This window comes from Pandoraea sp. XJJ-1 (assembly GCF_026802345.1).
GTDB lineage: Bacteria > Pseudomonadota > Gammaproteobacteria > Burkholderiales > Burkholderiaceae > Pandoraea > Pandoraea cepalis.
The window spans coordinates 3130744-3143493 of the sequence record NZ_CP113827.1; the positions used below are offsets into that span (position 1 = coordinate 3130744).

General features: G+C 63.9%; 11 protein-coding genes. 7 read left to right on the plus strand and 4 right to left on the minus strand.

All coding sequences use genetic code 11. The annotated features are described in order from the left end of the window. Positions 1-170: 170 nt before the first annotated feature. Positions 171-1841 carry an electron transfer flavoprotein-ubiquinone oxidoreductase gene (locus OYT13_RS14310; protein WP_017233310.1) on the plus strand — a complete coding sequence of 557 codons (1671 nt, stop codon included), beginning with the start codon at positions 171-173 and terminating at the stop codon, positions 1839-1841. A 73-nt stretch (positions 1842-1914) separates the two neighbouring features. Here OYT13_RS14310 and aroC read toward each other — a convergent pair whose 3' ends face one another. The 3 genes from aroC to OYT13_RS14325 form a co-directional block, all read right to left on the minus strand. Beyond that, on the minus strand, positions 1915-3018 hold the full coding sequence (aroC, locus tag OYT13_RS14315; protein ID WP_268566456.1) for a chorismate synthase: 1104 nt from the start codon (positions 3016-3018) through the stop codon (positions 1915-1917). Positions 3019-3198: 180 nt separating this feature from the next. After that, a complete protein-coding gene (locus OYT13_RS14320; RefSeq protein WP_017233308.1) occupies positions 3199-5118 on the minus strand; it encodes an MFS transporter in 1920 nt (639 codons plus the stop codon). Continuing rightward, a complete protein-coding gene (locus OYT13_RS14325; RefSeq protein ID WP_017233307.1) occupies positions 5115-5570 on the minus strand; it encodes a CBS domain-containing protein in 456 nt (151 codons plus the stop codon). The genes OYT13_RS14320 and OYT13_RS14325 overlap by 4 nt, the downstream gene beginning before the upstream one ends. Positions 5571-5981: 411 nt before the next feature. Between OYT13_RS14325 and OYT13_RS14330 the strand changes: the two genes are divergently transcribed. From OYT13_RS14330 to OYT13_RS14340, 3 genes are read left to right on the plus strand one after another with little or no spacing between them, the layout of a single operon-like run. Beyond that, the gene (locus OYT13_RS14330; RefSeq protein WP_017233306.1) at positions 5982-7289 is read left to right on the plus strand and encodes an O-acetylhomoserine aminocarboxypropyltransferase; all 1308 of its coding nucleotides are present in this window, start codon (positions 5982-5984) and stop codon (positions 7287-7289) included. Further along, positions 7286-8101: an alpha/beta fold hydrolase gene (locus OYT13_RS14335; RefSeq protein ID WP_017233305.1), complete on the plus strand. Its 816-nt coding sequence runs from the start codon at positions 7286-7288 to the stop codon at positions 8099-8101. Before OYT13_RS14330 ends, OYT13_RS14335 begins: the two co-directional genes overlap by 4 nt. 32 nt (positions 8102-8133) lie before the next feature. Continuing rightward, complete coding sequence (locus OYT13_RS14340) at positions 8134-8457, plus strand: DUF962 domain-containing protein (protein ID WP_017233304.1); 324 nt, start codon at positions 8134-8136, stop codon at positions 8455-8457. Here the strand turns inward: OYT13_RS14340 and OYT13_RS14345 are convergent. After that, positions 8447-9763, minus strand: a complete 1317-nt coding sequence (locus OYT13_RS14345) for a YihY family inner membrane protein (RefSeq protein ID WP_017233303.1) — start codon at positions 9761-9763, stop codon at positions 8447-8449. The genes OYT13_RS14340 and OYT13_RS14345 overlap by 11 nt on opposite strands. A 338-nt stretch (positions 9764-10101) precedes the next feature. On the opposite strand from OYT13_RS14345, the gene wrbA reads away from it, so the two are divergent. From wrbA to OYT13_RS14360, 3 genes are all read left to right on the plus strand, one after another. Next, positions 10102-10689 (plus strand): NAD(P)H:quinone oxidoreductase, encoded by a 588-nt coding sequence (gene wrbA / locus OYT13_RS14350; RefSeq protein WP_261938420.1) that lies wholly within the window; start codon positions 10102-10104, stop codon positions 10687-10689. Positions 10690-10851: 162 nt separating this feature from the next. Beyond that, complete coding sequence (locus tag OYT13_RS14355; RefSeq protein WP_150564575.1) at positions 10852-11235, plus strand: DUF2069 domain-containing protein; 384 nt, start codon at positions 10852-10854, stop codon at positions 11233-11235. Positions 11236-11300: 65 nt separating this feature from the next. Next, on the plus strand, positions 11301-12722 hold the full coding sequence (locus OYT13_RS14360) for an FAD-binding oxidoreductase (protein WP_150564570.1): 1422 nt from the start codon (positions 11301-11303) through the stop codon (positions 12720-12722). Positions 12723-12750: the final 28 nt, after the last annotated feature.

The window sequence follows — 12750 nt, forward strand, 5'->3', positions numbered from 1 at the left end:
CCCTCGCGCCTGGACACCCATTGAACAACGGCGACGCCGCATGGCGTGCCGCTAGAGTTGCTTACCTACCATACCGAACGATCGTGCTATTAATATGCGGTTGCGAGGTGCCCCCCATTCCCGGAAAATGGCCGCACCCACGAATTCTAACGTTTATAACAGGAGCATCAATGGATCCCAAGCTGCTTGAGCAGTACGGCCCGAGGGAGTCGATGGAGTATGACGTCGTCGTTGTTGGCGGCGGTCCGGCCGGCCTGTCCACGGCAATCCGTTTGAAGCAGCGCGCGCAGGAGGCGGGGAAGGAGATTTCCGTATGTGTCCTGGAAAAAGGCTCGGAAATCGGGGCGCACATCCTGTCCGGCGCGGTCATGGATCCGCAAGCGCTGACCGAACTCATTCCCGACTGGAAAGCCCTTGGGGCTCCGCTCGACACCCCGGTCGTTGAAGATCGCTTCCTGTTCCTGAACGAGACCGGTGCGACCCCCACGCCGTCGTGGCTGCTGCCCGCCTGCTTCCAGAATCACGGCAACTATGTCATCAGCCTGGGCAATGTCGTGCGCTGGCTCGGACAACAAGCCGAAGCGCTGGGCGTTGAAATCTTCCCGGGCTTCCCGGCCGCCGAGATCCTGTACGACGAGAACGGCGCGGTCATGGGCGTGGCGACCGGCAACATGGGCGTCGGCAAGGACGGCGAACCGACCGAGAACTTCCAACTGGGCATGGAACTGCACGCCAAGTACACGATCTTCTCGGAAGGCGCACGGGGCAGCCTGGGTCGCCAATTGATGCGCAAGTTCAATCTCGACGAAGGCCGCGATCCGCAGGCCTACGGCCTGGGCATCAAGGAACTGTGGGAAATCGACCCGGCCAAGCACAAGGAAGGTCTCGTCATCCACACGGCCGGCTGGCCGCTCAACGCGCAAACCTACGGCGGCTCGTTCCTCTACCACCTGCCGAATCATCAGGTGGCGGTCGGTTTCATCGTTGGGCTCGACTACGGCAATCCGTACCTGTCGCCGTTCGAGGAGTTCCAGCGTTACAAGACCCATCCGTCGATTCGTCACTTCCTCGAAGGGGGCAAGCGCATTTCATACGGTGCACGTGCCATTACAGCGGGCGGTCTGCTGGCCCTGCCGAAGCTCGTTTTCAAGGGCGGTGCGCTGGTTGGGTGCGAAGCGGGCTTCCTCAATGTCAGCCGGATCAAGGGCAGCCACGCCGCTATCAAGAGCGGCATGATGGCAGCCGATGCCGCCTTCGACGCGCTGGTGGCCGAGCGCCAGCGTGACGAACTCAGCGCCTACCCGGCCGCGTTCGAGCAATCGTGGCTGCACGAAGAGCTGAACAAGGCGCGCAACTTCAAGCAGTGGTTCAAGAAGGGCCTGACCGTGGCCACGATCATGACCGGCATTGAGCAAAAGCTGCTCGGCGGCAAGATGCCATGGACGATTCACCGCAAGAAGGCCGATCATGAGTGCCTGCTGCCGGCCGCGCAATGTCAGCCGATCGCCTACCCCAAGCCGGATGGGAAGCTCACGTTCGATCGTCTGTCGTCGGTCTTCATCTCGAACACCAACCACGAGGAGAACCAACCGGCGCATCTCACGCTCAAGGATCCCAGCGTGCCGGTTGGCATCAATCTGTCCGAATACGCGGGGCCTGAGCAACGCTATTGCCCGGCAGGTGTGTATGAGTTCGTGAAGAACGAGGACGAGTCCGAGCGGTTGCAAATCAACGCGCAGAACTGCGTGCATTGCAAGACTTGCGACATCAAGGACCCGACGCAGAATATCGTGTGGGTTACGCCGGAAGGGGGGGGCGGGCCGAACTACCCGAATATGTAATGCGGTATCGCCGCCGGTTCGCCCGGCGGCCTTCACTCCGGCTGACGACGCCTGGCGTTCGCCTTGCGCCTCGTCAGTCCGGCACGCGCGCCGCGATAACCGGCGTGTTCACGTGCACGTCGCCACACTGCGCGCGGTGACGCAACGCGTGATCGATCAACACGAGCGCGAGCAGCGCTTCGGCAATCGGCGTCGCGCGAATTCCCACGCAAGGGTCATGCCGCCCGAACGTTTCCACCGTCGATGCGTGACCGGCAACGTCGATCGAGCGACGCGGTGTACGAATGCTCGACGTGGGCTTGATCGCGATCGACACGTCGATATCCTGACCGGTCGAAATGCCGCCCAGAATGCCACCGGCGTTGTTCCCGACGAAGCCCTCCGGCGTCAATTCGTCGCCGTGCTCCGACCCCTTTTGCCTGACGCTGCGGAAACCCGCACCGATCTCCACGCCCTTGACGGCATTCAGGCCCATCATCGCGTGGGCGATATCGGCATCCAGGCGATCGAACAGCGGCTCTCCAAGACCCACCGGAACGCCGGTCGCCACAACGCGCAGCTTCGCCCCGACCGAATCGCCCGCCTTGCGAAGGTCATCCATATACGCTTCCAGTTGCGGGACGACTTCCGCGTTGGCGGCGAAGAACGGATTCTGCGACACCTGCGACCAATCCGTCTGTGCGATCTCGATGTCGCCGAGTTGCGTCATGCATCCGTACACCTGCACGCCAAATTTTTCGGCCAGCCACTTCTTGGCGACGGCGCCGGCGGCAACGACGGGCGCCGTGAGACGTGCGGACGAGCGTCCGCCACCGCGGTAATCGCGCACGCCGTACTTTTGCAGATAGGTGTAATCGGCATGTCCGGGGCGGAACGTCTGGACGATGTTGCCGTAGTCTTTGCTGCGTTGATCGGTATTGCGGATCAGCAGTGCGATGGGCGTCCCCGTCGTCACGCCCTCGAACACACCAGAGAGGATCTCGACGGCATCCGGTTCGTTGCGCTGCGTAACGTGGCGCGACGTGCCAGGACGGCGGCGATCCAGCTCCCCCTGGATGTCGGCTTCCGTGAGCGCCATTCCCGGCGGACAGCCATCGATCACGCAGCCAATGGCCGGGCCATGCGATTCGCCGAAAGTGGTGACGGTAAACAGAGTTCCAAGCGTATTGCCAGACATACGGGGATCGGGTTCGGGGAGGACGGGAAGGCCCTATTATGCCAGCGATCCCGCCACACCGCGCCGCCCTGTGCGACGGTCGAGGGCGCTAAACGACCGGCCGGCGGCATTTTGGGCGCTTTTGGGGCGTGGCATCGGAGACTTCCGAGCCACGGCCGCGATTCACGAGGAGACGCCCCCTCACACCGGCCAGGGGCCGCGCAGCTTGAGCACCTTGTCCCGCAGGGTTTCCGGCGTCGCCTGCGCAGGCGACACCGGCGCCCCGATGACAAGCTCGAGCCGGTTCAGAATGCCACGCTTGAACGGCCGTGACATTGCCGCGCCACCATGTCGCGAAAAGAAACTTCCCCACAGCCCGCGCAGCGCCATCGGCACGACCGGCACGGGCGTACGCTCGACAATGTGCTGTACCCCCTGACGGAAGACCTGCAGCTCGCCGGATGCCGTGAGCTTACCCTCAGGAAAGAGGCAAACGACGTCGCCCGCCGCCAGCGCGTCTGCGATCTGCCGGTAGGCGCACTCGAGCGCGACTGCATCTTCGTGCGCCGGGGCAATGGGAATGGCGCCGACCGTACGAAAGAACCACGACAGCACCGGGATGCGGAAAATACGGTGGTCCATCACAAAGCGAACCGGACGCCGGATCGACGCCCCGATCACCACGGCATCGGCAAAGCTGACGTGATTGCAGACCAGCAGGCATGGCCCGTCGTCCGGAATCTGATCCGCCCCTTTGACGTCGATGCGATAGAGGGTGTGCAACAGCAGCCACATCGCGAAGCGAATCAGGAATTCCGGGAGTCGCAGGTATAGATAGACAGCCACCAGCGCGTTGAGAATGCCGGTGACGAGATACAACTGGTCGATGGTGAACCCGGCCTTCGTGAGCGCCATCGCCATGAGGGCCGACACGACCATGAACAACGCGTTGAGGATATTGTTCGCTGCGATGATGCGTGCGCGATGCGACGGCGCGCTACGGCTTTGGATCAGCGCGTACAACGGCACGCTGTAGAAGCCCCCGAACATCGCCAGCAGGAACAGGTCCACCAGCACGCGCCAATGGGCCGGTTGCGAAGCGAACTGCGCCACCGTCTGCAAGGCCGCGCCGTGAGCGCCGCCCCGACTCGCAAAATAAAGATCGACCGCGAATACCGTCATGCCGATCGAGCCGAACGGCACGAGTCCGATTTCCACCTTGCCGCCCGAAAGCCGCTCGCACAACAGCGACCCAATCCCGATGCCCAGGGAGAACATGGCCAGCAGCAGCGTGACGACACCCGGACCGGCGCCGAGCACGTCATGTGCGAAGTTGAAAAACGACGCGAGAAAGGTCGCCCCGAGAAACCAAAGCCACGAGATACCGAGCAGACTCTGGAAGACCGCACGGTCCGTACGCGCGATGCACAGATTTCTCCACGTCTCGGTCAACGGATTCCAATTGATGCGCAGATCCGGCTGCGCCGCGGGCGTTTGCGGCACCCACGTCGACACCAGCCGGCCCAACAAGGCCAGTCCGAGGCAAACGCCGCCGATCCACGGCAGCGAGCCCGCCCCGGCGCCAGCCAGTTCGCCGCCGACAATCGTGCCGATCAGGATGGCCACGAACGTGCCCATTTCGACCAGACCGTTCCCCCCCACCAGTTCGCGCGTGGCCAGGTGCTGAGGCAGATAGGCGTACTTGACCGGCCCAAAGAGTGTGGAGTGGAGTCCCATCAGGAAGGTGCACACGAACAGCAGCGGCGCGCTTGCCCAGAGGAAGCCGGCCGCGCCGAGCGCCATGATCGCGATCTCCAGCGACTTGACGAAACGGATCAGGCGCGCCTTGTCCCACTTATCGGCAATTTGCCCGCTGGTCGCGGAAAACAACAGGAACGGCGCGATGAAGATGGCCGAGATGAGGAACGCCGCCGTCTTGCCGTCGACGTTCTGAAAAAGCGATGCGTGATAGGTGACGAGCGACGTGAATGCGATTTTGAACACGTTGTCGTTCATCGCACCCAGAAACTGGGTCCAGAAGAACGGCGCAAAGCGCCGCTCTTTCAACAGTCGTGATTGGTGGCCCTCGCCGCGTGCCCCGCGCTGGCTGGCCTCACTCACTTGGTGTTTTCCGCTTCCTCGGCCGGCCAATCGCGAATGTAGGCCTTGAGCATGCGATTTTCAAAGGATTGCTCCTCGACGACGGCACGCGCCACATCGTAGAAGGAAATCACGCCCATGAGCGTGCGATTGTCCATGACGGGCAAATAACGGGCGTGACGCTCAAGCATCATGCGCCGGACTTCGTCGACATCCGTCTCCGGCGTGCAGGTGAGCGGATGGTCGTCCATGACTTTGCGAATTGTGGAACTGCCAACCGTACCGCCGTTCTTGCTGATCGTATTGATGATTTCGCGGAACGTGAGCATGCCCACGAGATCGCCGAACTCCATCACGACGAGCGAACCAATGTCATGCTCCGCCATCGTGTCGACGGCTTGGGCCAGCAACGTCTCCGGGGTCACGGTGAAAAGGGTGTTGCCCTTTACTTTCAGGATGTCAGACACACGCATGGCACACACTCCTCGTTGAGATGCTCGGGCAACCGCGGCAGGACGATGCCACCGGACGCATTTGCCAGACTTCGGCGTTCGAGACGGATCGCCGGCGCGCGCGCCGCTGTCCCCTCGTTATTGTGATTAGATCATGTTCGAAAGATGCTATCGGAAAGCGTCTGAAAAGGAAAGGAACAAGACGCGCCAATGTCCGTGCGACGAGGGTTTTCGGCCGATTCCGGGGATCGATCGGGCATCGCCGCACCTCAGACATCGGACAGCACCGGCATTTTGCCAATGGGGGCGGCAGCGCCTGTCGAGATGCATGGCGGTGGTGCTAGGATTGCCGCATACGTGATGTCCGCATCACACGCCAGCGCCAAGTCGCCGTCAAGTCAACGTCAAGCCAACCGAGAGGCCCTCTCCGACATGTCAGTCCCGCACTTCGACACGCTTGCCCTGCACGCCGGGGCCGCCCCCGACCCCGCCACCGGGGCTCGCGCCACGCCGATCTACCAGACCACGTCGTTTGTCTTCTCCGATGCCGACCAGGCAGCCGCGCTTTTCAACATGGAACGCGCCGGCCATGTCTATTCGCGCATTTCCAACCCGACCAATGCCGTCTTCGAAGAGCGCATGGCCGCACTGGAAAACGGCGTCGGCGCCATTTCCACGGCAAGCGGCCAGGCCGCGCTGCACCTGGCCATCGCAACCCTGATGGGCGCGGGTTCGCACATCGTGGCGTCCAGCGCGCTGTACGGCGGTTCGCACAATCTGCTGCATTACACACTGCGCCGCTTCGGCATCGAGACCACCTTCGTGCGCCCTGGCGACCTGAACGGCTGGCGCGCCGCCGTGCGCCCCGAGACCCGGCTGTTCTTTGGCGAAACGCTTGGCAATCCGGGGCTCGACGTCCTCGACATCGCCCAAGTCGCGGAGATCGCTCATGACGCGGACGTGCCCCTGATGGTCGACAGCACGTTCACCACACCGTGGCTCATTCAGCCGTTCGATCATGGCGCCGATATCGTCTATCACTCGGCTACCAAGTTCCTCGGAGGGCATGGCACGACCATCGGCGGCATTCTGATCGACGGGGGCACGTTCGACTTCGAGCGAAGCGGCAAATTTCCCGAACTGACCGAGCCGTACGACGGCTTCCACGGCATGGTCTTCGCCGAGGAGAGCTCGGTCGCGCCATTCCTGTTGCGCGCGCGACGCGAGGGCTTGCGCGACTTTGGCGCATGCCTGCATCCGCAGGCGGCATGGCAACTGCTGCAAGGTCTCGAAACGCTGCCACTTCGCATGGCGCGGCACGTCGACAACGCACGTCGGGTGGTGGCGTTCCTGGCGGGGCACGAGGCGGTGGCAAGCGTCGCCTATCCGGAACTGGCGTCGCATCCCGACTACGCACTGGCCAAGCGACTGCTCCCGCGCGGCGCGGGTGCCGTCTTCAGCTTCAATCTGAAGGGCGACCGGGAGGCCGGGCGCCGTTTCATCGAATCGCTGCAGCTCTTCTCGCATCTGGCCAATGTCGGCGACGCACGCTCCCTGGTCATTCACCCTGCCTCCACCACGCATTTCCGCATGGACGCCGCGGCGCTCGCGGCGGCGGGTATCGGAGAGGGCACCGTACGCCTGTCGATCGGCCTGGAAGACCCTGACGACCTGATCCAGGATCTCAAACGCGGCCTGAAGGCGGCAGTCAAATCCACGGCCAAGGGACAAGCACGATGAAGTTCGACATCCGCGGCAACAACGTCTACGCCTATACCGCCGGCAAATCGATGGATCCCGCGCTACCGACGGTCGTCTTCCTGCATGGCGCACAGCACGATCACAGCGTGTGGGGGTTACAGAGCCGGTACCTCGCCCATCACGGCATGAACGTACTCGCGCTCGATCTGCCCGGACATCACCGCAGCACGGGCGCCCCATTGACGACCATTGAAGCGATGGCCGATCGCGTGGTCGCCGTGCTCGATGCCGCCGGCATCGGAAAAGCGACCTGGGTCGGGCACAGCATGGGGTCGCTGATTGCGCTGGACGCCGCCGCCCGCCACCCCGATCGGGTGTCCCGTATCGCCCTGGTGGGCACCGCTTACCCGATGAAAGTCTCCGATGTCCTCCTCGAGGCCGCCGCCGAACGTGAGCCGGAGGCCATCGCCCTCGTCAACGCCTGGTCGCACAGCACGATCGCCGCCAAGCCATCGGCGCCCGGCCCCGGTTTCTGGACATGGGGCGTCAATCAACGCTTGATGGAGCGCGTGGCGCAACGCAATCCCGCCAAGGTGTTTCTTACCGACTTCGAGGCGTGCAATCGCTACGATCGAGGGATGGCGGCGGCTGCGCAGGTTCGATGTCCGGTGCTCGCCGTGTTGGGGCAACGCGATCAGATGACGCCGCCCCGCGCAGCGCAAGCCCTGCTCGATGCGTTGCGCGACGCCGGTGCCCCCGTTTCGGTCAAGGTCGTCAATGCCGGCCACGCGATCATGACGGAACAGCCGGACGCGCTGCTCGATGCGCTTGTGCAATTCATGCGAGACTGAACGCATCAACTTCCCAATGCAGGAGGTTTGCCATGACACCTGGGCACGATGAGTCGCCGGCGTTTCACCGGTTTGCGGACTTCTACCCCTTCTATCTCGGTGAGCACCGCAACGCCGTCTGCCGCCGTCTGCATTTCGTCGGCTCATGGGGCGTGATCGCCTTTCTGGCAGCGCTTGCCCTGACAGGCAACCCGTGGTGGCTGCTCGCGGCAGTCGTCTGTGGTTACGCGTTCGCGTGGGTCGGCCATTTCTTTTTCGAGAAGAACCGGCCCGCCACCTTCCGCCATCCGATCTACAGCCTGATGGGCGACTGGGTCATGTTTCGGGATATCTGTCTCGGCCGTATCAAGCTCTAGCGCCTGCTTCGGGCTCGTGACCCTTGTGATCCACGTCAAGACACGACGCGTCGCCACCGCCGTCGTCCGGAGTGACATCGCGCGGTAGCGCGTCGGCCAGGGGCACGTCCCATTTTCCTTCGCGCAGAATGTCGGCAACATGCGCGCCATCGAGCGCGTGACGCTCCATTTGACGCGCCAGCTCGTCGACGTTGAGGGCCAGCTGCGCGACCAGTGGCGCCAGGGTCGTCGTACGCGGGTTCGCGAGCAGCAGCCAACGCTCCACCGGTGGCTGCATCGTCAACCGTCCGACCCATCCCATGCGCTCAAGCCGAGCGAGCAGGTCACCGGCATGATCGAGGCTCGTGCGCATCGTACCCGCCAGTTGCGCCATCGTGCGACCGCTACCGCCGGCTTCGCGGTCCAGATTGAGCAAGTGGATCAGCGTCAGGCCGTCCAGCAGATCGCTCCCCGGAAAGCGGGGGTATTGGAAATGCCCGAGGCGCAGCGCGGGCAGGACCGACGTGATCGTCGCGCCGATCAGCGCCACCAGCCACGACAGGTAGATCCAGAGCAAGAAGATCGGCACCGCCGCGAATGCGCCATACACGGCCGTGTAGGTCGGAAACTGCCGGATGTACATGCCGAAGCCCCGCTTGGTCAGGTCGAACGCCAGCGCCGCCACGACACCGCCAACCAGCGCGTCGCGCCAGTCCACCTTGCAATTCGGCATGTAGAGATACATCAGCATGAACACCACGCTGGTCAGCGCCGGCGGAATCAGGCTGAGCAACGAGGTGACAACGGGCGGCAGCGTGCTCACCAGCGACATCGATTGCGTGAAGACGTACGAACTGATCGACAGACTCACTCCGATCAACAGCGGCCCAAGCGTGAGCAGACTCCAATAAATCAGCAGACGCTGTGCGATCGGTCGCGGACGTCGCACACGCCAGATCACGTTGAACGCCGACTCGATCGTCATTAACGTGAGCACGGCCGTCACCAGCAAGCCGATCAAACCGAACGCCGTCAGGCCTTTCGCCTTCGATGCGAATTGGTTCAGGTAATTGAAAATCTGGGCATTGACGCTCTCGGGCATCAGGTGCTCGATCAGGAAGCCCTGCAAGGCGTCGCGAAACGTATTGAAAATCGGAAAGGCGGTGAACAGCGCGAATGTCACCGCGAACAGCGGCACGATCGACAGGATCGAGGTAAACGTCAGGCTCGCCGCCACTTGCGGAATCCGGTCGTCCTGCGCCCGCGCAAGCGCGTATCTCAGCAGTTGGCGAACGTTGTTCCAGTTGATGCGGGGCAGTCTGAGCAAATCGGGCTCCTAAGGGGAAGGGCTGGCGCGGCTGGCAACCGTTCATCCCACGCGATCCGTTACGGGGCCTCGCGGTTAAGCGGTTAAGCCGTTACGCCAATAGGAACACCCTATAATACCCGCACTTTTCCGTTCCTTTTCTGTTCCTTCTCCACCCGGCTTTCACCCAAGGCCCAAGGCTCGGGCAGGTTTTCCGCATTACGTCTGACGCAGGCGTTCCCGACAACCGGGGCGACCTGCAACGACACAACGCGCAGCCAGACCGCTTGATCTCGCTACCTCGAGTCGACGCCCCGACATCGATCTGCCCGCCACCACCGACCCGCCGATTCGACTTCATGACTGAAATCCTCGTCCTGTACTACAGCCGCCACGGCACCACGGCACAACTCGCCCAATGCATCGCAGCCGGCATCGACAGCGTGCCCGGCGCGCAAGCGCGCGTGCGCACCGTCCCCGCCGTTTCCACGGTATGTGAAGCGAGCGCACCGGACATTCCCGACAGCGGCCCGCCCTACGTCGAATTGCGCGATCTGGAAGAATGCGCGGGACTCGCGCTTGGGTCGCCGACCCGCTTCGGCAACATGGCGTCCGCGCTGAAATACTTTCTCGACGGCACCACGCCGCAGTGGCTCTCGGGCGCCCTGGCCGGGAAACCGGGCTGCGTGTTCACGTCGAGCGCCAGCCTGCATGGCGGCCAGGAAAGCACGCTGCTGTCGATGATGATCCCGTTGCTGCACCATGGCATGTTGCTGATGGGGCTGCCCTACTCCGAACCCGCGCTCTCCAGCACACGCACCGGCGGCTCGCCCTACGGCGCCACCCATTTCGCGCATGACGGCAATCCGCTCTCGGCCGACGAACGTCAGTTGGCGTCGGCGCTCGGCGCACGACTCGCCCGCGCCGCGCGCAAGCTGGCAGAATGAGGGTTTGCGCCGCGCCACACGCCACCCCCGGCGCGTGGCGATGGGCGCTCCCGCAGTAACGCCGGCCATCACGACAAGCCCATGACTGCTACACCGCCCGACATGCCCCAAAACACCGATGCCCGGCGTGCGCCCGCGCAGCCCCCACGCACGCCACCGCCGATGCCCGCCGCCTCCGGCGGGGCTCGCGGGCTGCGCCTGATCAGTGTGACGAGCCTGCTGGCGTTGATTGCACTGTCGCTCGCCTGGGAGTTATGGCTCGCGCCGCTGCGTCCCGGTGGCTCGTGGCTGGTCCTCAAGGCGTTGCTGTTGCTGCTGCCGCTGCGCGGCGTGCTGCGCGGCAACCTGTATACGCTGCAGTGGTCCAGCATGTTCATCCTGCTGTTTCTTGCCGAAGGCGTCGTGCGCGGCATGACGGACACGGGGGCATCGGCCTCGCTCGCGTGGATCGAGACGGCGCTGTCCGTCGTCTTCTTCTTCTCGACGATCTTTTATCTGCGGCCCTTCAAGCGAGCCGCGAAAGCCCGTGCCGCAGCCGCGCGTTAGCGCCTGCCCTCGAGACTCAGCGTTACCCAACCTTGGATCGCGCAAATCGTGTGACGCCCCCTGACATGAACGACTCCTCCTTCCTCACCGCGTGCCGTGACCTGCTGGGCCGTGACCACGTTCTGCTCGAGGCCGCCGACACGGACGCCTACCTCACCGATCAACGCAAACGCTATACCGGACGCGCCCTCGCCGTGCTTCGCCCCGCCGACGCCGCACAGGTCGCCGCCCTCGTGCGCCTTTGTGTCCGGCACGGCGTGCCGATGGTGCCGCAAGGCGGCAACACGGGCCTCGCCGGCGGCGCGACACCCGACACGAGCGGGCGTCAGGTGCTCATCAGCTTGCGCCGTCTCGATCGCATCCGACAGGTGGATGCCGAGAACATGACCCTGACTGCCGAGGCCGGCTGCCTGCTCGCGAACGTGCAGGCGGCGGCCGCCAGCGCGGAGCGCCTCTTCCCGCTGAGCCTGGCCGCCGAGGGCAGTTGCACGATCGGTGGCAATCTCGCGACGAATGCCGGCGGCACCGCCGTGTTGCGATACGGCAATACGCGCGAACTGTGCCTCGGCCTCGAGGTGGTCACGCCGCAAGGCGAACTGTGGGAGGGCTTGCGCGGGCTGCGCAAGGACAACACCGGCTACGATCTTCGCGATCTTTTCATCGGCGCGGAAGGCACGCTCGGGCTGATTACCGCGGCAACACTCAAGCTCTTCGCACAACCCGTGGCGCGCATGACGGCGCTCGCCGCTCTGGAAAGCCCCGCGCACGCCCTGGCCCTTCTGAATCTGGCGCAACGCATGGCAGGTCCGCTGCTCACGGGCTTCGAGTTGATGTCCCACTTCTGCCTCCAACTCGTAGCGCAAATCTTCCCGCAGCAGCGTTATCCGTTCGCGCAACCTCATGCCCAGACCGTGCTGCTTGAACTCTCGGACAACGAGAGTGAAGCGCATGCGCGCGATCTGCTGGAGCGCTTGCTGAACGCGGCCGTCGATCAGGGTATCGTGCACGACGCCATTGTCGCGAACAGCCTGGCGCAATCGAATGCGCTATGGCACTTGCGCGAGAGCATTCCGCTGGCGCAGTCGGCCACGGGGCTCAACATCAAGCACGACATCGCGGTGCCGGTATCCCGGGTGCCCGCGTTTCTCAAAGCCACCGACCCGATCGTGCAGCGCGTGGCGCCCGGTGCCCGCATGGTCACCTTCGGCCATTTGGGCGACGGGAATCTGCACTACAACGTGATGGCGCCCGAAGGCGTCGATCCCGCCCAATTCCTTCATCGGCATCAGACGGCGGTCACCGCCGCCGTGCATGACAGCGTGCATGCCCATCACGGCACCATCAGCGCGGAGCACGGCCTCGGGCAACTCAAACGCGACGCCTCGGCGCATTACAAGTCGCCGGTCGAACTCGCACTGATGCGCACGCTGAAGACGGCCTTCGACCCGCTCGGGCTAATGAATCCGGGCAAGGTGCTGCCCGACTGAGCACCGCCGCCGCGCTGTGTGGCACGCT

Excerpts from the sequence above, each read along its gene's own strand:
- wrbA (WP_261938420.1), top strand. The coding sequence starts at position 10,102 with ATGACTGAAATCCTCGTCCTGTACTACAGCCGCCACGGCACCACGGCA.
- OYT13_RS14310 (WP_017233310.1), top strand. The coding sequence starts at position 171 with ATGGATCCCAAGCTGCTTGAGCAGTACGGCCCGAGGGAGTCGATGGAG.
- OYT13_RS14325 (WP_017233307.1), bottom strand. The coding sequence starts at position 5,570 with ATGCGTGTGTCTGACATCCTGAAAGTAAAGGGCAACACCCTTTTCACC.
- OYT13_RS14360 (WP_150564570.1), top strand. The coding sequence starts at position 11,301 with ATGAACGACTCCTCCTTCCTCACCGCGTGCCGTGACCTGCTGGGCCGT.
- OYT13_RS14335 (WP_017233305.1), top strand. The coding sequence starts at position 7,286 with ATGAAGTTCGACATCCGCGGCAACAACGTCTACGCCTATACCGCCGGC.
- OYT13_RS14355 (WP_150564575.1), top strand. The coding sequence starts at position 10,852 with ATGCCCGCCGCCTCCGGCGGGGCTCGCGGGCTGCGCCTGATCAGTGTG.
- OYT13_RS14340 (WP_017233304.1), top strand. The coding sequence starts at position 8,134 with ATGACACCTGGGCACGATGAGTCGCCGGCGTTTCACCGGTTTGCGGAC.
- aroC (WP_268566456.1), bottom strand. The coding sequence starts at position 3,018 with ATGTCTGGCAATACGCTTGGAACTCTGTTTACCGTCACCACTTTCGGC.
- OYT13_RS14330 (WP_017233306.1), top strand. The coding sequence starts at position 5,982 with ATGTCAGTCCCGCACTTCGACACGCTTGCCCTGCACGCCGGGGCCGCC.